Below are 20,192 nucleotides of genomic sequence, written 5' to 3'. Positions count from 1 at the left end.
CTCACCATGACCGGAAAAACAGATCAGCTCCAGAGCCCGGCCCCAAGCCAGCGCCTGCGCCTCAACCTGCGGCAGCTTGAAGTGTTCGTCGCCACCGCGCGCGAAGGCAGCACCCGCGCCGCAGCCGACCGCATCGCACGCTCGCAGTCGGCCGCAAGCAGCGCGCTGGCCGACCTGGAGTCTTCGGTGGGCGCCCTGCTCTTCGACCGGCTCGGGCGCCGGCTGGTGCTCAACGAGAACGGCCGCGCGCTGCTGCCCAAGGCACAGGCGTTGCTCGATCAGGCGGGCGAGGTCGAGGCGCTGTTCAGCGGCGAGCATGCGGCGCCGCTGCGGGTGGCGGCCAGCTTCACCATCGGCGAATACCTGCTGCCCGAGAAGGTGTCGCAATGGACGCACCTGCATCCGCAGAGTCAGGTGCACCTGCACATTGCGAACACGCACGACGTGATCCAGGCGGTTGCGGGCTTCGACGTGGACGTCGGCTTCATCGAAGGCCCGCAGACGCACCCCGACCTCGTGGTGCGCGCATGGCGCGATGACGAACTGGTGATCGTCGCCGCACCCGGCCACCCGCTGGCGGGCCGCATCGCCACGCACAAGCAGCTGTCGCAGGCCACGTGGGTGCTGCGCGAGCATGGCTCGGGCACACGGCAGGTAACGGACGCATGGCTGATCCAGAACCTCGAACAGGTGCGCGTGGGCTTCGAGCTGGGCAGCACCGAGGCCATCAAGCGCGTGGTGGCCTCGGGCACCGGGCTGGCCTGCCTGTCGCGCTACACGGTGGCGCAGGCGCTGGAAGACGGTCATCTGATCGAGCTGCGCACGCGGTTGCCGGCGGGCATGCGGCGGCTGGCGACGGTGATGCACCGCGACAAGCTGCTCGGCCGCGCTACGGCCGACTTCCTGCGCCACTGCGGCGCCAGCGTGCCGCGCGCGTCATCGGCGCGCTGACCCTCAGGCGGTAGCGCGCAGCACGTTCGCCGTGTGCCGCGCAATCACCGCTTCTTCGTCGGTGCGCAATACCCAGGCACTGACCGGGCTCTCAGCCGTCGTGAGCCGCGCAGCACCGCCACTGTTGGCCGCCGCATAGACATTCACACCCAGCCATTCGCAGTCTTCGAGGATGCGTTCACGCAGCGGGGCTGCGTTCTCGCCGATGCCGCCGGTGAACACGATGGCGTCGACACCGCGCAGCGCGGCCGCGAGGCTGCCCATGTGCTGCACCACCTGTTCGGCGAAATGCCCGATGGCCTCGGCCGCGGCAGGCTCGGCCGATGCTTCCAGTGCGCGCATGTCGCTCGACACGCCCGAGATGCCGAGCAGGCCCGATTCGCGGAACAGCAGCGCCTCGACCTGGTCGGCCGACATGCCGTGCGAGCGCATCAGGTACAGCACGACAGCCGCGTCGATGTGGCCGCAGCGCGTGCCCATGGTCAGTCCGTCGAGCGGCGAGAAAGTCATCGTCGTCGCGACCGATTGGCCCTGCGCGATGCCGCACATCGACGCACCGTTGCCGAGGTGCGCGACGATCACGCGACGTTGCGCCAGCTCGGGCGCAATGCCCGCGAACTGCGCGACGATCGATTCGTAGGAAAGTCCGTGAAAGCCATAGCGCCGCACACCCGCATCGTGCAGCGCACGCGGCAAAGCGAAGCGGCGATTGACCTCGGGCTGCACCGCATGAAAGGCCGTGTCGAAACACGCCACCTGCGGCACACCCTCGAACGCAGCCATCGCCGCACGCACGCCCGCAAGGTTGTGCGGTTGATGCAGCGGCGCCAGTGGCTCAAGCTTGGCGAGCGCATCGAGCACCGAGGCATCGATACGCACCGGCGTCACAAAGTCCGCACCACCATGCACGATGCGGTGCCCGACCGCCGCGATGCGCCTGCCATCGGCCTGCTGCGCGTGCCATTCGAGCAAAGCCGCCAACGCACCTTGATGCGAAGCCTGCGCGCCATCGAGCGCCGCATCGTGCAACGTCTGCCCCTGGGCATCGCGAACACGCAGCCGCGCCTTCAGGCCTGCGCCAAGTCCATCCGCCTGCCCCGACCAACGCGCTGCTGGCAACGATGCATCGCCATCGCCGGCCGCATCGAACAATGCGACCTTGATCGACGACGAACCCGCGTTCAGCGTCAGCAGCGAGTCGGTCATGGAATGGCTCAGACGTAGTCCTTGTACTTGTCGAGGAAGCGCACCGGCTTCGACAGCGCGTCGCGGCGGAACGGATCACCCAGCTCGCGCGTGCACATGATCTCTATCACGCAGGTCTTGCCTTCATTCATCTGCATGTCGATGGCTTTCTTCAGTGCAGGGCCCACGTCTTCGAGCTTGTCGACCACGATGCCCTCGGCGCCCATGGCCTTTGCAATGCCCGCGAAGCTTTCGCTTTCGAGCTCGCCAGCCACGAAGCGGCGATTGTAGAAGTCGACCTGGTTCTTCTTCTCCGCACCCCACTGCCGGTTGTGGAAGACCACGGCCGTCACCGGGATGTCGTGGCGCACGGCCGTCATGATTTCCGCCATGCTCATGCCCCAGGCGCCGTCGCCGGCATAGGCCACGGCCGGGCGGTCGGGGGCCGCGCATTTGGCGCCGATCATGGTCGGCAGCGAGTAGCCGCAGTTGCCGAAGCTCATCGGCGCGAAGAAGCTGCGCGGCTCCTCGAAGCGCAGGTAGCTGTTGGCAATGGCGTTGATGTTGCCGATGTCGGTCGAGACCATCACGCGTGGTGGCATGGCTTTTTCGAGTTCTCGCAGCACCTGGCGCGGGTGCAGATAGCTGCCGCCGGTGGGCGTCTTCTCGCCCTTGGCTTCCTCGATGGCGTCGAGGCTGAACTGGTCACGCTCGTGGGTCCACTCGTCGAGCTCTTTCTCCCATGCGGCCTTCTCGGCCTTGATCTTCGCGGCGCGCTCGGCCTTGCTGGCGTCGCAGGCCAGCGTCTTGCCTTGCAGGCGCTTGAGCAGTTCCTTGGCGGTGGCCTTGGCGTCGCCGTGAATGCCCACAGTGATCTTCTTCACAAGGCCGAGGTTGGTGTGATCGGCCTCTACCTGGATGATCTTCGCGTCCTTCGGCCAGTAGTCCATGCCGTGCTGCGGCAGCGTTCCGAAGGGGCCCATGCGCGAGCCGAGTGCGAGCACCACGTCGGCCTGCGCGATGAGCTTCATCGCGGCCTTGGAGCCTTGATAACCCAACGGCCCCGCTGCCAGCGGGTGGCTCGCGGGGAAGGAGTCGTTGCGCAGGTAGCCGTTGGCCACCGGCGCGCCCAGGCGCTCGGCGAGTGCCTTGCACTCTTCCACCGCATCGCCCATGACCACGCCGCCGCCCGAGAGGATCACCGGAAACTTCGCCGAGGCCAGCAGTTCGACGGCGGCGTTCAGGCTGTTCTCGCCGCCCGCGCCGCGCTCCACGCGCATCGGCTTCGGGATCTCGGTGGTGATCTCGCCGTAGAAGTAGTCGCGCGGAATGTTGAGCTGCGTCGGGCCCATCTCGGAGATGGCGCGGTCGAAGCAGCGCGCCGTGTACTCGGCCATGCGCTTGGGGTTGTTCACGTGGCCCTGGTACTTGGTGAACTCCTGGAACATCGGCAGCTGGTTGGCTTCCTGGAAGCCGCCGAGGCCCATGCCCATGGTGCCGGTCTCGGGCGTGATCATCACGACCGGGCTGTGCGCCCAGTAGGCGGCCGCGATGGCCGTCACGCAGTTGCTGATGCCGGGGCCGTTCTGGCCGATCACGAGGCCGTGGCGGCCCGACACGCGCGCATAGCCGTCGGCCATGTGGGCGCCGCCCTGCTCATGCACCACCGGAATCAGGCGGATGCCGGCGGGCGCAAAGATGTCCATCGCGTCCATGAAGGCCGAGCCCATGATGCCGAAGATGTCGGTCACGCCATTGGCGACCATGGTCTCGACGAAGGCCTCGGAAGGCGTCATCTTCTGCACGCCGGTGACGGCTTCGCGTGCGGGTGCGGTGGGTTGCTTCTGGCTCATGGAAGGCGTCTCCTGAAGGGATGGGGCGGTGGTTGCAACGCGAAAAGTCGGAACTTCTTGTTCCGGAATTCGTTTCGGCGGAATATAGGACGGCATCGGCCTCGCGTCAAACAATTTACAAAAAACGGTACGCCTTGTCTCTTTTTTTGTAAAAAGCATATGATCCGCGCCATGAAGATCGTCAAAGGCCTCTCACCGGAAGCGCAGGAACCGGCGGGCGACACGCCCACCATGCGCCTGTTCGCGCTGCTCGAAGTCATGGCCGCAAAAGACCAGCGCTATTCGCTGCAGGGCCTGGTGGAAGAAACCGGCCTGCCCAAGCCCACGCTGCACCGCATGCTCCAGCAGCTCGAAGGCGCGGGGCTGCTGCAGCGCGAAGGCGATGGCCGGCACTACGGCATCGGCACGCGGCTGCGGCGGCTGGCCGAGAACCTGCTGCTCAACGACAGCCTGCACGGCGCGCGCCACACGGTGCTGCGCCAGTTGGTGGAAGAAATCGGCGAGAGCTGCAACCTCACGGCCCTCTCGGGCAGCGAGGTGGTGTACCTCGACCGCGTGGAGACCGCCGCGCCGCTGCGCTTCTACCTGCACTCGGGTTCGCGCGTGCCGGCGCATTGCTCGGCCAGCGGCAAGATCTTTCTTTCGCAGATGAGCGCGGCGCAGCGCCGCCGGCTGCTGTCGAACGCGCCGCTCGAGCCGTACACACCAAGGACGCTGACCGACCCCGAGGCGCTGGAGAAGGAAGTGCAGCGCGTGCGCAAGGACGGCTACGCCATCGACCATGAAGAGTTCCTGCCGGGCCTGCTGTGCATTGCCACGCTGGTGCCGTCCGGCGACGACGCGCCCTCCAACCTGTGCATCGCGGTGCAGGCGCCAGTGATGCGGCTCGACGCGGCCAAGGCGAAGACGCTGCTGCCCGCGTTGCAACGCGCGGCACAGGCGCTGAGCCGCATCGATGCCGACGCGGCCCCCGACCGCGCACAGGCCTGAAGAACCCCACATTCCCCGAAAGCCCACCGTGACCGACACCGCCGACCTTCGACCCGACAGGATGCTCAGCGTGCGCGACGTGTTCGGCATCGACACCGACCTGCAGGTGCCCGCCTTCAGCCCGTCCAAAGCCATCGACGACCACGTGCCCGAGGTCGACGCGGTCTACCGCTTCAACCCCGACGTGACGCTCGCCATCCTCGCGGGCTTCACGCGCGACCGGCGCGTGATGGTGCAGGGCCTGCACGGCACCGGCAAATCGACGCACATCGAGCAGGTAGCGGCGCGGCTGAACTGGCCCTGCGTACGGCTCAACCTCGACGGCCACATCAGCCGGCTCGACCTCGTCGGCAAAGACGCGGTGGTGCTGCGCGAAGGCAAGCAGGTCACAGAGTTCCAGGAAGGCATCGTGCCCTGGTCGCTGCAACGCCCCGTGGCGCTGGTCTTCGACGAGTACGACGCCGGTCGGCCCGATGTGATGTTCGTCATCCAGCGCATCCTGGAGCGCGACGGCAAGTTCACGCTGATGGACCAGAACAAGGTGCTGCGGCCACACCCCTTCTTCCGGCTGTTCGCCACCGCCAACACGGTGGGCCTGGGCAACCTCAACGGCCTGTACCACGGCGCGCAGCGGCTCAACCATGCGCAGATCGACCGCTGGAACATCGTGGCTTCGCTCAACTACCTGCCGGCCGCCGAAGAGATCGCCATCGTGCAGGCGCGTGTGCCATCGTTAGCCGACGAGGCGGGCACGAAGCTGGTCGCATCGATGGTGGCCGTGGCCGACCTCACGCGCAAGGGCTTTGCGGCGGGCGACCTGTCTACGCTGATGTCGCCGCGCACAGTCATTACCTGGGCCGAGAACATCGAGATCTTCAAGGACCCGGCGCTGGCGTTTCGCCTGTCGTTCGTCAACAAGTGCGACGACGCCGAGCGGCCCTTGGTGGCCGAGTATTTCCAGCGCTGCTTCGACCGCGAACTGAAGGAGTCGCACCAGCTCTCTGCGGGCCCGCGCGAATGACTGCCGAACCCGCGAGCGCGATGCAGCGCCGCGTGCGGCAGGAGGAGCAGGTTGCGGAGCTTTGCGCGGCGGTGGTGCGCGCCTTCAGCGGCGAGCGCGACCTGCACTTTCGTGGCCGGCGGCTGCACCGTGGCCGCGTGGCGCTGCCGTGGTTTGCGCCGCATCTGCATCCCTCGCCCGACACCGACGACTTTGCGTCGTTTCGCGGCGTGGCCGACGGGCTTGCATTGCGGCTCACCGAATCGGACGCGGCGCTGCACGAAAGCCTGCGCCCCGAGGAGCCTGTCGAACGCATGCTGTTCGAAATGCTCGAACAGTTCCGCGTCGAGGCCATGGCGCCCGAGGTCATGGCCGGCATGCGGCACAACCTGCGACACCGCCACGAGCAGTGGTCGCTTTCCTTTCATCACTCCGGCCTGACCGACACCGCGCGCGGCCTGCTGCTGTACGCCGTGGCGCAGATCTGCCGCGCCCGCGTCAGCGGCCAGCAGGTGGTGGAAGAAACCGAAGACATGCTCGAAGCCACGCGCTTCGCGCTCGCGCCATTGATCGGCCACGCACTGGCAGGTTTGCGCAAAGACCGCGCCGACCAGGCCGCCTACGCCGTGCACGCCCGCGCCATTGCACGCACCGTCGCCGCGATGCTGCACGAGGCCGATGAAGAAGGCAGCAACGCCGCGCGCGACCCGCATGTGGACGACAAGCGCAGCGTGTTCAGCCTCGTGGCCGACATGGACCAGGAGATCGTCGAGCGCTTCACCACCGCCGAGTCGGGCCGCAGCGCGGTGCTCGACGACGCGGGCGGCGCGTATCGCGTCTTCTCCAACGCCTACGACCGCGAACACGATGCCGCCACGCTCGCACGCAAGGAAGTGCTCGCCGACCACCGTGAAAAGCTCGACCGCCGCATCGCTGCGCAGGGCGTGAACATCGCCCGCCTCGCGCGTGAGTTGCGCGCCCTGCTGGCCGAGCCCGAGCGCGACGGCTGGGACGGCGCGCAGGAAGAAGGCCTGATCGACGGCCGCCGCCTCGCGCAACTCGTGGCCTCGCCCACAGAGCGCCGCCTGTTCCGCACCGAGCGCATGGAGCCGGTGGCCGACTGCGTCGTCACCTTTCTCATCGACTGCTCGGGCTCGATGAAGGAGCACGCCGAATCGGTCGCGATGATGGCCGACGTGTTCGCGCGTGCGCTCGAACAGGCTGGCGTGACCAGCGAGGTACTGGGCTTCACCACCGGCGCATGGAACGGCGGGCGCCCGCAGCGCGAATGGGTGCGCGCGGGCAGACCGCCGCACCCGGGCCGGCTCAATGAGCGCTGCCACCTCGTCTTCAAGAGTGCTGCGACGCCATGGCGGCGCGCGCGCCCCGCGATGGCTGCGCTGCTGAAAGCCGACCTGTTCCGCGAAGGCATCGACGGCGAGGCCATCGACTGGGCCTGCATGCGGCTGCGCCAGCGCAGCGAGGCGCGCAAGCTGCTGCTCGTGATCTCCGACGGCTCGCCGATGGACAGCGCCACGCATCTTGCCAACGACGCGCACTACCTCGACCACCACCTGCGCGACGTGGTCGCGCGCCAGGAACAGCGCGGCGACATCGCCATTGCGGGCATCGGCGTGGGCCTCGACCTGAGCACCTACTACAGCCGCAGCCACGTGCTCGACCTGGCCACCTCCAGCGGCAACACCATCTTCCGCGAGGTGATCGAACTCATGGCCGGACGCCACCGCCGCTGAGGCCTTCGACCTGAGGCGTTTTGAACTACATCCAAGTCCCCGATTGACAAAGGGCACCCAGGGTTCTTACATTGCGTTTCACATCCGGGAACGCAGTTCCAATATTTGGAACATCGGATATGCCATAGAAAGCCTCATGGACTCCACGCTTGCCAAGGGCCTCGCCGCCATCGAATGGATGGTGCGCCAGCAGCGCGACTGCCGCGTCACCGAACTGGCCCAGGCCTTCGGCATGGCACGCAGCAATGCGCACCGCACGCTGCAGACGCTGGTCGAATGCGGCTGGGCCGTGCAAGACCCGGACACGAGCGCCTACAGGCCAAGCCTGCGGCTGTTCGAGCTGGGGGCCATGGTGTCCGATGCATCGGACATCGGCGCGCTGCTGCGACCCCACCTCGCGCTGCTGGCGCAGGCCACGGGCGAGACCATCCACCTCGCAGTGCTCGACGACGCCGAGATCGTCTACCTCGACAAGTTCGACAGCCCGCTGCCCGTGGCCGCGTACTCGCGCATCGGCGGCCGTGCGGCGGCGTACTGCGTGGCTTCAGGCAAGGCGCTGCTCGCGGCGGCCGCGCTCGACGTGCCGGCGCTGCAAGAGCGCCTGGGCACGCTGGTGGCGCACACGAAGAACAGCATCACCGACTTCGACGCCCTCTTCACCGAACTCGAACGCTCGCGCGCCCGCGGCTATGCCGAGAACCGGGAAGAGTGGCGCATCGGCGTCTGCGGCCTCGGCGTGCCCGTGCTCAATGCGCGCGGCGAAGCCGTGGCCGCCGTCGGCATGAGCGTGCCCTCGATCCGCTTCGCGCGCACACAGGCGCGCGGGCTGGCCGACCACCTGATGGCCTGCGCGCGCGACGCCAGCGTCACGCTGGGCTACCGCTTGAACGCAGCACCGCTCACGCCGTTGCCGCCGACGTCCATCACCAAGAGAAGGAGATCCGAATGAAGTTGTTCTTCGCCCCCTGGCTGCACGCCGGGCTGCTGGCTCTCGCCGCCCTGTCGTCGCCCTTCGCCGCACAGGCGCAGAACGGCAGCGACTACCCGACGAAGCCGATCCGCCTGATCGTGCCCTACCCGCCCGGCGGTGGCACCGACGTGATTGCGCGCATCGTGCAGGAGCGCTTTCAAACGCTGCTGGGCCAGCCGGTGCTGATCGACAACCGGGGCGGCGCAGCCGGCTCCATCGGCACCGAGGTGGTGGCCAAGTCGGCACCCGACGGCTACACGGTGCTGTTCACGCTGTCTTCGCACACCATCAACCCGGCCATCTACGCCAAGCTGGGCTTCGACACCGCCAAAGACTTCGCGCCGGTCGGCATGGTCGCCTCGCTGCCGCAGATTCTGGTGGCCAACACGCAGTTTGCGCCCAACACCGTGGCCGAACTCATTGCGCTGGCCAAGGCCAAGCCCGACAGCATCGCCTTCGCCTCGGTGGGCAACGGCTCGCCCGGGCACCTTGCGGGCGAACTGCTGAAGCTGCGCACCGGCACGCACATGACGCACATCCCCTACCGCGGCGGCGGCCCGGCCGTGACCGACGTGATGGGCGGGCAAGTGCCGTTGCTGTGGGTGTCGATTCCGGCGGCCGCGCAGTTCGTGAAGGCGGGCAAGCTCAAGGCGCTCGCGGTGTCCACCACCAAGCGCAGCGCAGCCTTCCCCGACGTGCCGACGATGCAAGAAGCCGGCGTGCCCGACTTCGACGTGGACTCGTGGTACGCCGTGTTCGTGCCCGCGAAGACGCCGCAGCCGGCCATCGACAAGCTCAACCGCGTGATCAACACCGTGGTGAAGGAACCGGACATCCGCGACAAGCTGCTCGCACAGGGCAGCGAAGGCGTCGGCGGTACGCCCGAGCAACTCGGCAAGGTCGTCACTACCGAACTCGTGCGCTGGCAGAAGCTCGCCAAGGAAGCCAGCATCAAAGTCGATTGATCGACACGGACAACCCTATGGAAAACGCAGCCCCCTCTTCCCCCATCGCCGAACTCGTGGCGCGCGCACGCGCCGCGCAGCGCATCTACGAAACCTGGTCGCAGGCGCAGGTCGACACCGCCGTGGTCGCGGCCGGCTGGGCCATCATCGAGCCGGCGCGCAACCGCGAGCTGGCCGAGCTGGCCGTGGCCGACACCGGCGTGGGCAACGTCGAAGACAAGGTGCGCAAGAACCACCGCAAGACCTTCGGCCTGCTGCGCGACCTGCACGGCGCGCGCTCGGTCGGCGTGATCGCCGAAGACCCGGCGCGCGGCATCATCGAAATTGCGCGACCCGTGGGCGTGGTGTGCGCCGTCACGCCCTCGACCAACCCGGGCGCCACGCCGGCCAACAAGATCATCAATGCGCTCAAGGGGCGCAACGCGGTCATCGTCGCGCCCTCGCCCAAGGGCTGGTCTACGGCGGCGCGACTCATCGAATTCATCCACCAGCAGTTCGATCGCATCGGTGCGCCGCGCGACCTGGTGCAGCTGCTGCCCTCGCCGGTCAACAAGCAATCGACCGCCGAGCTGATGCGCCTGTGCGACCTGGTGGTGGCGACCGGCTCGCAGGCCAACGTGCGCGCGGCCTATGCGAGCGGCACGCCGGCCTTCGGCGTGGGCGCGGGCAACGTGGCGGGCATCGTCGACGAAACGGCGGACATCGCCGCGGCCGCAGACCGCATCGTGCGTTCGAAGACCTTCGACAACGCGACCAGTTGCTCGTCGGAGAACAGCCTCGTCATCATCGACGCGGTGCGCGCGCAGACGCTCGCCGCGCTGAAAGATCGCGGCGCCGTCATGCTCGCCGATGCGCAGAAGGCCACGCTGCAGGCGCTGATGTGGCCCGAGGGCAAGCTGTCGCCCGCAGTCATCGGCCAGTCGGCGCGCACCATCGCCGAGCGCGCGGCCGCCATCGACGGCGCCAACCGCGCCGCATGGCTGGCAATTGCCGATGCCGATCCGCGCATCCTCATGGTGGCCGAAGACGGCGTGGGCCACGACCACCCGTTCTCCGGCGAGAAGCTGAGCCCCGTGCTCGCCGTGTATGCCGCGCGCGACTTCGCGCACGCCATGGCCACTGTCGAACGCATCTACGCCTACGAAGGCGCGGGCCACTCGGTGGGCCTGCACAGTGCGGTGCCCGAACGCGCACTCACGCTGGGCCTCACGCTGCCGGTGTCGCGCGTCATCGTCGACCAGGCGCATTGCATCGCCACCGGCGGCAGCTTCGACAACGGTCTGCCGTTCTCGCTGTCGATGGGCTGCGGCACCTGGGGCAAGAACAACTTCTCGGACAACATGAACTACCGGCACTACCTGAACATCACGCGCGTGTCGCGGCCGATTCCGGAGAAGGTGCCGAGCGAGGAAGAAATCTTCGGCGCCTTCTTCGCCGAGCACGGCGCGAAGTAAGCATGACGGCGGCTGCAACAACGGTTCATGCGCTGATCGAGCAACAGGCGCGGCAGCAGCCGCACGCGGTGTATGCGCGCGCCACCGAGACCGAGCGCCACCTGGGCTACGGCGACCTCGCGACCGGTTGCCGCCGTGTGGCCGCCGTGCTGCGTGGCCACGGCATGCAGCCGGGCGACACCGTGTCCGTCGTCATGCCCAACGGCCTGCAAACCTTGTGCCTGCTGCTGGGCGCGATGCATGGCGGCTTCTGCGTGAACCCCGTCAACCTGCTGTCGCAGCCGGAGCAGATGCGCTATGTGCTCTCGCACTCCGACTGCCGCGTGGTCTGCGTCGCGCCCGAGTGGGAGGCGCGCGTGCGCGGCATCGTCGACACCTTCGAACGGCCCGTGACGCTGCTCGTGGTCGACCCGGAAGGCGATGCGTTGCCCGGCGAAGAAGAGGCGGCAATCGACGTGCCACCGCCCTCACCCGACGCCGTCGCGCTGCTGATGTACACCTCCGGCACCACGGGCGTGCCCAAGGGCGTGATGCTCACGCAGCGCAACCTCGCGGCCAACGCGCACGCCATCAGCGTCGAGCATGCGCTGCGGCCCTCCGACCGTGTGCTCGCTGTGCTGCCGCTGTATCACATCAACGCCTTCGCCGTGACCATGCTCGCGCCGCTCGCGCATGGCGGCAGCCTTGCGATGCCGCCGAAGTTCTCGGCTGGCCGCTTCTGGGAACAAGCCACGCAAACGCAGTGCAGCTGGATCAACGTGGTGCCCACCATGATCTCGTACCTGCTCGAAGGCCCGAAGCCGCCACTCGCGCAGACGCTCGCCATCCGCTTCTGCCGCTCGGCCTCGGCCGCGCTGCCGCCCGAGCACCTGCGTGCCTTCGAGCGGATGTTCGGCATCGGCATCGTCGAGACCATGGGCCTCACCGAAACTGCGGCACCCTCCTTCTCCAACCCGATGGACCCGGCCGCGCGCAAGCTAGGTTCGGTGGGCCGTGCGTCGGGCTGCATGGCCGGCGTGGTCGATGCCAAGCACGCAGCCGTGCCCACCGGCGTGACCGGCGAGATCGTGATTCGCGGGCCCAACGTGATGCTCGGCTACTACAAGAACGAGGAAGCCACCCGCGCGAGCTTCACGCCCGACGGCTGGCTGCGCACCGGCGACCTCGGCCACCGCGACGAGGACGGCTTCTTCTTCGTCACCGGCCGCATCAAGGAGCTGATCATCAAGGGCGGCGAGAACATCGCGCCGCGCGAGATCGACGAAGCCCTGCTGCGGCACCCCGCCGTGCTCGAAGCTGCCGCCGTGGGCGTGCCCGACCGCCACTACGGCCAGGAGATCGGCGTGTGCATCGTGCTGCGCGAAGGCTGCGCCTGCACCGAAGACGAACTGCGCGAATTCAGCGCCACCGCACTCGGCCGCTACAAGACGCCCAGCCACTACCGCTTCGTGCAAGACCTGCCACGCGGCCCTTCCGGAAAGGTGCAACGCCTGAAGCTGTTGCCGCTGTTCGAGGCATGACGGCGGCCGAGCTTCTGGTGCCGCCGCTGGCGCCGGTAACGCTGGTCTACAGCCTGTGCGTGGTGTTCGCAGCGGGCATCGTGCGCGGCTTCGCGGGCTTCGGCTTCTCGGCCATCACCGTGGCGGGCATGTCGCTGGTGGTGTCGCCCGCGCTGGTGGTGCCCGCGATCTTCATGCTCGAAATCCTGGCAAGCCTGAGCCAGTTGCGCGGCATCGCGCGCGATGTCGACATGCCATGGCTCAGCTGGCTGATGCTGGGCAATCTGATCTGCATTCCCATTGGCGTCGCGCTACTCGCATGGCTGCCCGAGACGCCGCTGCGCCTGCTGATAGGCGCGCTGCTGATGGCGGCCGCGCTGCTGCTGCGCGGCGGCGCGCATGTCACGCTGGTGCCTACGCGCAGCGTGCGGCTGGCGGCCGGGCTGGCATCGGGCTTCATCAATGGCGTGGCGGCCATCGGCGGCATCGCGATCGCGGTGTTGCTCAGCACCGCGAAGATGGCACCGGCCGCATTGAGGGCCACGCTGATTGCACTGCTGCTGTTCAGCGACGTGGTGTCGCTGATCTGCGCGGCGCTGATGCCTTCTTCAACCCATGCGTCGGGCAACCTGCTGGGGCCGGACACGCTCAAGTGGGCTCTGTGGCTGGCACCGGCGATGCTTGCGGGCATCTGGTACGGGCAGCGTTCGTTCAAGGGAGTGTCGCCGGAGCAGTTCAGGAGGCATGTGCTGAACTTGCTGATTGCGCTGGCGGCGGTGAGTGTGGTGCGTGCGCTGGTCAGCCTGGCTGGCTGACCTTCGACAGGCAGTGCGCAAAGTACTCGGCAGCGGGCGTCAACGGCACGTCTGCGCGCGTGAGGATCAGCAGCTCCACGTCGCATGGATGAAAGACCGCCTCGCTGATCGGCACGATGCCGCTCGACTCGAAGTGCCCGAGCAGCGGCTCGGGCACGATGCTCACCACGTCGGTGCTGCGCACGAGCGCCATGGCCGACAGTGCCTCGCACACCACCACGCGTGACGGGGGCGGCACGCCGGCCAGGCTGAACATGGCCTCGATGCGCGGCTGCTGTCCGCCGCCGATGGGCTGCGTCAGCACCCATTCGCACGACGCCAGTCCGCGCGCGGTCGGCTTCTTCTGCATCGGGTGGCCCTCTCGCACCACGATGCACTGGCGCGCCTGGAAGATGCGTTGCACGCGAAACTCGTCGCCCTGCACCTCGCCCACGTCCGCGGCAACGGCGGCCATGTCGAGCGTGCCGTTGCGCAGGCGCGGCAGCACGCGCGACATGAGGCCTTCGATCACGTTGAGCTGCACGTTCTGATAGCGGTGCCGGAACCAGTTGAACGCCTCGCCCAGCCCCGTGAAGGTGAGAAAGGGCGTGACGCCGATCTGCACGGTGCCGAAGTCTTCGCCGTTGCCCTGGCGCAGTTCCTCGCGCGCCAGTGCCGTCTGCCGCGTGATGACGCGCGCGCGCTCCAGCAGGCGGGTGCCCGCCGCGGTGAGCGCAATGCCGCGCGACTGGCGCACCAGCAGCGGAATGCCGGCGTCTTCTTCCAGCAGCCGCATCGACTTGGTCACGGCCGCCTGCGAGACGTTGAGTTCGCGCGCTGCCGCGCGGATACCGCCGTGTTCGACCACGGCCACCAGGGATTCGAGTTGGCTCAGTTTCATGATCAGCGACAACTTTTCAAGTGAGGTTTCAGCGCACTGACACAGTGCCGTCGGTAGACCGCAAGCCCCTTTGTAGGGCACTCGCAAAGCCTAGGGCAAAACCCGTGTTTACCTGACAACCAAAGGTTTTCACGACGCAAATTTATCGTCTTATGGTTTCTGGTGCGCGAGCCTAGCATTCGCCCGGATGATGTTCACCTCTCTTCTTCAACGCATGCAGGACCGCGCACCGGAGTTCGTCGCAGTCCGGCGCGATATTCACCAACACCCCGAACTGGGCCTGAACGAACACCGCACGTCGCAGCTGATTGCCGAACGGCTGACCGCCTGGGGCTACGAAGTGAGCCGCGGTCTCGCGATGACAGGCGTGGTCGGCACGCTGCGCCGCGGCACCGGCGGCAAGCGCCTCGGCCTGCGGGCCGACATGGACGCGCTGCCGCTGCAGGAGCGCAGTGGCGTGGCATGGCACAGCCTGCACGACGGCCTGATGCACGCCTGCGGCCACGACGGCCACACGGCGATGCTGCTCGCGGCAGCACGCCAGCTCGCGGAGGAAGGCGACTTCGACGGCACGCTGCATCTGATCTTCCAGCCGGCCGAGGAGCACCCCGGCGGCGCGAAGCTGATGATCGAGCAGGGCCTGTTCGAGCGCTTTCCGTGCGACGCGATCTTTGCCATGCACAACATGCCGGGCACGCCGCAGGGCACGCTGGTGTTTCGCGATGGCGCCACCATGGCGTCTTCCGACGACGTGACGATCACGCTCGAAGGCACCGGCGGCCACGGCGCCATGCCGCACCTGGCGGCCGACCCCATCGTGGCGGCGGCCAGCATCGTGATGGCGCTGCAGACCGTCGTGTCGCGCAACGTCGATCCGCAGCAGACGGCGATCGTGACCGTCGGGGCCATCAACGCGGGCCGCGCCAACAACGTCATTCCGCAGCAGGCGACGCTGGAGCTCAGCGTGCGCTCGCTCGACCCGGTGGTGCGCGACCTGCTGGAGACACGCATCCGCGCGCTGGTGGCGGCGCAGGCGCAAAGCCTGGACGTGCATGCCGTGGTCGATTACCGGCGCGACTACCCGGTGCTGGTCAACACGCTCGCCGAGACCGACTTCGCGCGCAAGGTGGCGCTGGAGCTGCTCGGGCCCGAACGCGTGATCCTGCACGGCCTCGCGGCCACCGGCAGCGAAGACTTCGCCGTGATGCTGGAGCACTGCCCCGGCAGCTACCTGCAGATTGGCAACGGCGCCGGACCGGGCAGCTGCATGGTCCACAACCCGGGCTACGACTTCAACGATGACAACGTTGCCATCGGCGCGGCGTACTGGGTGCTGCTTGCGCAGCGCTTCCTCGTGGCCTCCTGAATCCTTCCCCTGTTTTTGCCCCAAGGTCTTACTCTTCGGAAAGCGAGCCATCGCCATGAACGCCAGCATCGGCCAGAGTGCCCATTCCCTGAACCCGGGCGCCGCGCAAGCGCCGGTCGCCAGCGGGCAACGCGTGCCCACGCGCGTCGTCGCGGCCACGGTCGCGGGCAACGCGCTGGAGTTCTACGACTTCGTCACCTATGCGTTCTTTGCCGTGTACATCGGCAAGGCCTTTTTCCCGGCCTCCACGCCGATGGGCAGCCTGCTGCTGTCGGTTGCCGTCTTCGGTGTCGGGTTCTTCGCCCGGCCGCTGGGCGGCGTGCTGATCGGGGCGTACGCCGACCGCGCCGGTCGCCGGCCGGCCATGCTGCTGACCATCGGGCTGATCACCGTCGGCACGCTGGGCCTGGCGCTTACGCCTTCCTACGCCAGCATCGGCATTGCGGCGCCTGTGATCGTGGTGATCTGCCGGCTGGTGCAGGGCCTTGCGCTCGGCGGCGAAGTGGGCCCGGCCAGTGCTTTCCTGATCGAGGCCGCGCCCCCAAAACAACGCGGCCTCTATGCAAGCTGGCAGCTCGCAAGCCAGGGCGGTGCCGCATGCGTGGCAGGCCTGGTGGGCATGGCCATGAACGGCCTGCTGACGCCCCAGGACATGGCCGCCTGGGGCTGGCGCGTGCCATTCCTGGTCGGGCTGTTGCTGGTGCCGCTGGCCATCTACCTGCGCCGCAGCATGCCCGAGACGCTGCACGCCGCGCCGGTGCGCATGGAGAACCGCGGCAAGGCCGGGCTCGTCAAGCACCGCGGGCTGATCGCACTGGCAGTGCTGCTGGTGCTTGGCGGCACGGTGTCGACCTACGTCATCAACTTCATGACGACCTATGCGATCACCACGCTGAAGATGTCGCCGGGCGTGGCGCTGAGCGCCACCGTGGTCGGCGGTTTCGTCTCGATGCTGTGCGCGCTCCTGGGTGGCTGGCTCAGCGACCGCTTCAGCCGCAAGGCAACGATGCTCTGGCCGCGCGTGCTCGCCGCACTGATCGTGGTGCCCGCCTTCTTGCTGCTGGTGGCGTATCCGGGCATCGGCATGCTGATGGGCGTGGCGGCCTTGCTGTCCGCGCTCACCGCCATCGCCGGGGCCGCCTCGTTCGTTGCCATTCCGGAACTGCTGCCGCGCGGCATTCGCGCCACCGGCATGTCGATTGCCTATGCCGTCGGCGTGTCGATATTTGGCGGCACGACGCAATTCGTGATCACCTGGCTGATCGCCACGACCGGCAACCCTGCCGCGCCGGCCTGGTACATGGCGGCGGCCAGCGTGATCGCCATCGTCGCGATGCTCGCGTTGCCCGAAAGCCGCAATCGCGCGCTGGAAGACTGACCGCGCCTTCCTCTTTGCCCATTCAAGGAACCCCTCCATGACCACTCCCCTCTGGCGCCTGGACGCCACAGAACTCGCCGCGCTGATCCGCAAGAAGGATGTGTCCTGCCGCGAAGCCACGGCCAGCGTGCTGGCCCGCATCGACGAGGTCAACCCGAAATTCAACGCGTTGTCGTCCGTGCTGCACGCCCAGGCACTGGCGGCGGCCGACAAGGGCGACGGCGCCCTTGCGCGCGGCGACGCGGTCGGCCCGTTGCACGGCGTGCCGGTGACCATCAAGGTCAACGTGGACGTTGCCGGCGGCGCCACCGACGGCGGAATCGTCGCGCTGAAAAACCTCGTGGCCGAGACCGACGCGCCGGTGGTCTCAAACCTCAGGCGCGCGGGCGCCGTGATCGTCGGGCGCAACAACGCGCCGTCGTTCTCGCTGCGCTGGTTCACCGACAACGACCTGCATGGCCGCTCGCTCAATCCCTGGAACGCGCAGGTCACGCCGGGCGGCTCCAGCGGCGGCGCGGCGGTGGCCGCCGCACTCGGCATGGGCCCCATTCACCACGGCAACGACCTGGGCGGCTCGGTGCGTTACCCCGCATGGGCCTGCGGCGTGGTCGGGCTACGCACCACGCCGGGCCGCGTGCCGGCAGTCAACGCCACAGCCAAGGAAGACCGCACCATCACCAACCAGCTGATGTCGGTGCAGGGCCCGCTGACGCGCACGGTGGCCGACGCGCGGCTGGCGCTGCGGGTCATGGCCGAGGGCGACGTGCGCGACCCGCTGTGGGTTCCCGCGCCGCTGCAATACCCGCCCACCCGCAAGCCCCTGAAGGTGGCGCTCTTCAAGCGCGCGCCGGGCCCCGGCGTGCACCCCTCGGTGATCGCTGCGCTCGACCAGGCAGCGGCCTGGCTCGAACAGGCCGGCTGCATCGTCGAGGAGGCGGAGCCACCGCATTTCGACGAGGCTGCCGTGCTGTGGCGCGACCTGCTACACGACGACCTGCGCCGCAGTGCAGCCCCGGCCATCGACGCGCTCGGCGACGCATCGGTGAAGGCGGCCTTCGGATTCATCCTGGCCGGCGCACCCAACTGGAACCGCGACCAGTTCCTGACCGCGCTGCAGCGTCGCCTGACGGTAGCACGCGCCTGGTCGTTCTTCTTCGAGGAGTACCCGGTGCTGTTGATGCCTGTGTCGTGGGAACGGCAGTTTCCCATCGACGACGACACGCGCTCGCAGGCGCGCATGGAGCAGATGCTCGCGGCCCAGTCCCCGATGACGACGCTCGCCATGCTGGGCCTGCCCGGCCTGTCGGTGCCGACCGGCGTGGTCGACGGCCTGCCGGTAGGCGTGCAGCTGTGCGCCACGCGCTACCGCGAAGACCTGTGCCTCGACGCGGGCGAGATCATCGAACGCGCCGCCGGCTTCTCGGCGCTGGACCATCTCGCGGGCTGAGCTGAGGAGCTGGATTTGCGGACCATGGACGACACCGACCGCACCCTGATTGCGCTGCTGCGCAAGGATGCGCGCACCACCGTCGCTACGCTCTCCGCAAAACTGGGCGTGTCGCGCGGTACGGTGACGAACCGGCTGCGCAAGCTCGAGGACGAGCAGGTCATCGTCGGCTATTCGGTGCGCCTGCGCCCCGACGCCGAACCCGGAAAGATCCGCGCGTGGATGGGCGTTCTCGTCGAGGGCAACCAGACCCGCGCGGTAATTGCCAGCCTGCTGGGCGAACCCGCGGTGGAGGCGCTGCACGACACCAACGGGCGCTGGGACCTGCTGGCCGAACTGCGCGCCGCGACCATGGCCGAACTGTCGAACGTGCTGGAGCGCGTGCGCCTCATCAAGGGCATTGCGAACACCGAGACCAGCATCCTGCTCGCTACCTATCGCTGAGCGGGTTTTCCTTCGCGCAGCTTACGGCGCAAAGGCCTTGGCATCGTAGGCCTCGCAGTAGACCTCCCAGTCGCTCTCGACCTGCGCGGCACACTGATGCGCCGCGTCCAGCAGGTCGCGGCGCCACGACTTCGCCGAAGCGCCGAAATCGACCAGCGCATCCGCGATGGCCGAGCCCTGGCGCCCCGAGCTGCGCAGGTGCGCCCAGGCCATCATCTGCCCCATCTCCCCGATCACGTCGCGGACTTGGTCGAGCCCGGTGTGGCGCACGTCGAGGGTCACCCGGTCTTCGCTGGGCTGCAGGTCGCGCAGCACGTAGGAAGACTTGCCATCGACGATCGGGTGCAGGAAGGCCATCGACACGGCCTGCATGCGGCGCTGCAGCCCCACCACGCGGTGCGCGTTCGACGGCCACGCGGGCTGCTTGATCTTCTTCAGGTGCGGCACGAGCGACGACACAGGCGCCTGCTTCAGGTCGAGCAGGTAGTTGCCGTCGGGCGAGCCCTTGCCTTTGACGAGGACGACATAGCGCTCCACGCCCAGGCTGCCGGTGCCGGCGATGCGCCGCGCCACGTCGAGCACCTTGAAGAAGTCGGGGTTGTCCTGCGTTGCCGCGAATGCGGCGATCAGCTTCTTCGCCCGTTCGTGCTCGGCCTTGTTGGCTGGCAGCGCATGCTCGCCGTCGCGCAGGATGCTTCGGCGACCGTTCTTTCGCTCAATGCGCTTGTTCAGGAAATCGGGGCGACTGCGAGCCTTGAGCTTCGCGAGCAGCTCATGGATCAGGCCGCTGGCTGTGTCGCGCTCCACCCAGCGGGCCTTGCCGAGCGCCAGTGCGCCGGCATAGCCATCGAGAAACACCTTGCACAGCGCATTCGCATCGTCGCGCGAGGCACGCAGGCTGTCGCCGGCCACCAGGATGCTGGTGAGGAATCGCACCAGCTCCCACGTCACAGGCGCGAGCGCCGCTTCGTCGAAGTCGTTGAGATCGAAGTACGCGAGCCGGTTGTCGCCCTTGTAGCTGCCGAAGTTCTCCAGGTGGGCATCGCCGCACAGCCATGCCGTCGGCGCCTTGCTGGTGAACAGTGCATCGGCCGGCAGACGGTCGTAGAACAGGTGGCAGGTGCCGCGCAGGAAGACGAACGGACTGGAGCGCAGCTTCTCGTACTTCATCGCCAGGCGTTCGGGGTCACGGCCGGCGTTGAAGTTGCGGATGGTTTTGACGACGTTGACCATGGCGTTGC

General features: G+C 67.9%; 17 protein-coding genes. 13 read left to right on the top strand and 4 right to left on the bottom strand.

The features are described 5' to 3' along the window. The first annotated feature begins 6 nt into the window (after positions 1 to 6). Positions 7 to 951: a LysR family transcriptional regulator gene (locus tag ACSFBF_RS14455; RefSeq protein ID WP_435468049.1), complete on the top strand. Its 945-nt coding sequence runs from the start codon at positions 7 to 9 to the stop codon at positions 949 to 951. A 3-nt stretch (positions 952 to 954) separates the two neighbouring features. Here ACSFBF_RS14455 and ACSFBF_RS14450 read toward each other — a convergent pair whose 3' ends face one another. Both ACSFBF_RS14450 and xsc read right to left on the bottom strand, forming a co-directional pair. Beyond that, positions 955 to 2,157, bottom strand: a complete 1,203-nt coding sequence (locus ACSFBF_RS14450; RefSeq protein WP_435468047.1) for an acetate/propionate family kinase — start codon at positions 2,155 to 2,157, stop codon at positions 955 to 957. A gap of 8 nt (positions 2,158 to 2,165) precedes the next feature. After that, complete coding sequence (gene xsc / locus ACSFBF_RS14445) at positions 2,166 to 3,989, bottom strand: sulfoacetaldehyde acetyltransferase (RefSeq protein ID WP_435468045.1); 1,824 nt, start codon at positions 3,987 to 3,989, stop codon at positions 2,166 to 2,168. A gap of 159 nt (positions 3,990 to 4,148) precedes the next feature. Here xsc and ACSFBF_RS14440 point away from each other — a divergent pair, with 159 nt between their 5' ends. The 8 genes from ACSFBF_RS14440 (at position 4,149) to ACSFBF_RS14405 (ending at position 13,436) form a co-directional block, all read left to right on the top strand. Beyond that, positions 4,149 to 4,979 (top strand): IclR family transcriptional regulator, encoded by an 831-nt coding sequence (locus ACSFBF_RS14440; RefSeq protein WP_435468043.1) that lies wholly within the window; start codon positions 4,149 to 4,151, stop codon positions 4,977 to 4,979. 28 nt (positions 4,980 to 5,007) lie between these two features. Continuing rightward, positions 5,008 to 6,000: an AAA family ATPase gene (locus tag ACSFBF_RS14435; protein ID WP_435468041.1), complete on the top strand. Its 993-nt coding sequence runs from the start codon at positions 5,008 to 5,010 to the stop codon at positions 5,998 to 6,000. Next, entirely contained in the window at positions 5,997 to 7,733 is a 1,737-nt protein-coding gene (locus ACSFBF_RS14430) for a cobaltochelatase CobT-related protein (protein ID WP_435468039.1), read from the top strand. Before ACSFBF_RS14435 ends, ACSFBF_RS14430 begins: the two co-directional genes overlap by 4 nt. A 136-nt stretch (positions 7,734 to 7,869) precedes the next feature. After that, a complete protein-coding gene (locus tag ACSFBF_RS14425; RefSeq protein ID WP_435468037.1) occupies positions 7,870 to 8,682 on the top strand; it encodes an IclR family transcriptional regulator in 813 nt (270 codons plus the stop codon). Further along, positions 8,679 to 9,668 (top strand): tripartite tricarboxylate transporter substrate binding protein, encoded by a 990-nt coding sequence (locus ACSFBF_RS14420; RefSeq protein ID WP_435468035.1) that lies wholly within the window; start codon positions 8,679 to 8,681, stop codon positions 9,666 to 9,668. Before ACSFBF_RS14425 ends, ACSFBF_RS14420 begins: the two co-directional genes overlap by 4 nt. A 17-nt stretch (positions 9,669 to 9,685) precedes the next feature. Next, positions 9,686 to 11,122 (top strand): acylating sulfoacetaldehyde dehydrogenase, encoded by a 1,437-nt coding sequence (sauS, locus tag ACSFBF_RS14415; RefSeq protein WP_435468033.1) that lies wholly within the window; start codon positions 9,686 to 9,688, stop codon positions 11,120 to 11,122. Between the two features lie 2 nt (positions 11,123 to 11,124). Continuing rightward, positions 11,125 to 12,642 (top strand): AMP-binding protein, encoded by a 1,518-nt coding sequence (locus ACSFBF_RS14410; RefSeq protein WP_435468031.1) that lies wholly within the window; start codon positions 11,125 to 11,127, stop codon positions 12,640 to 12,642. Then, positions 12,639 to 13,436: a sulfite exporter TauE/SafE family protein gene (locus ACSFBF_RS14405; RefSeq protein WP_435468029.1), complete on the top strand. Its 798-nt coding sequence runs from the start codon at positions 12,639 to 12,641 to the stop codon at positions 13,434 to 13,436. The genes ACSFBF_RS14410 and ACSFBF_RS14405 overlap by 4 nt, the downstream gene beginning before the upstream one ends. Here the strand turns inward: ACSFBF_RS14405 and ACSFBF_RS14400 are convergent. Next, positions 13,420 to 14,316 (bottom strand): LysR substrate-binding domain-containing protein, encoded by an 897-nt coding sequence (locus tag ACSFBF_RS14400; protein WP_435468027.1) that lies wholly within the window; start codon positions 14,314 to 14,316, stop codon positions 13,420 to 13,422. The genes ACSFBF_RS14405 and ACSFBF_RS14400 overlap by 17 nt on opposite strands. Positions 14,317 to 14,506: 190 nt before the next feature. Here ACSFBF_RS14400 and ACSFBF_RS14395 point away from each other — a divergent pair, with 190 nt between their 5' ends. From ACSFBF_RS14395 to ACSFBF_RS14380, 4 genes are read left to right on the top strand one after another with little or no spacing between them, the layout of a single operon-like run. Then, on the top strand, positions 14,507 to 15,682 hold the full coding sequence (locus ACSFBF_RS14395; protein ID WP_435468790.1) for a M20 aminoacylase family protein: 1,176 nt from the start codon (positions 14,507 to 14,509) through the stop codon (positions 15,680 to 15,682). Positions 15,683 to 15,737: 55 nt separating this feature from the next. Next, the gene (locus tag ACSFBF_RS14390) at positions 15,738 to 17,060 is read left to right on the top strand and encodes an MFS transporter (RefSeq protein ID WP_435468025.1); all 1,323 of its coding nucleotides are present in this window, start codon (positions 15,738 to 15,740) and stop codon (positions 17,058 to 17,060) included. A gap of 37 nt (positions 17,061 to 17,097) precedes the next feature. Further along, positions 17,098 to 18,507 carry an amidase family protein gene (locus ACSFBF_RS14385; RefSeq protein ID WP_435468023.1) on the top strand — a complete coding sequence of 470 codons (1,410 nt, stop codon included), beginning with the start codon at positions 17,098 to 17,100 and terminating at the stop codon, positions 18,505 to 18,507. Positions 18,508 to 18,531: 24 nt separating this feature from the next. Continuing rightward, positions 18,532 to 18,951, top strand: a complete 420-nt coding sequence (locus tag ACSFBF_RS14380; protein ID WP_435468021.1) for an Lrp/AsnC family transcriptional regulator — start codon at positions 18,532 to 18,534, stop codon at positions 18,949 to 18,951. A gap of 21 nt (positions 18,952 to 18,972) precedes the next feature. On the opposite strand, the gene ACSFBF_RS14375 is transcribed toward ACSFBF_RS14380, so the two are convergent. Next, positions 18,973 to 20,184, bottom strand: coding sequence for a DUF2252 domain-containing protein (locus ACSFBF_RS14375; protein ID WP_435468019.1), 1,212 nt, complete (start codon positions 20,182 to 20,184; stop codon positions 18,973 to 18,975). Positions 20,185 to 20,192 lie beyond the last annotated feature (8 nt).

Source organism: Variovorax nivicola, from assembly GCF_051216475.1.
Classification (GTDB): Bacteria; Pseudomonadota; Gammaproteobacteria; order Burkholderiales; family Burkholderiaceae_C; genus Variovorax.
This window is presented reverse-complemented; position numbering and strand designations above follow the sequence as displayed.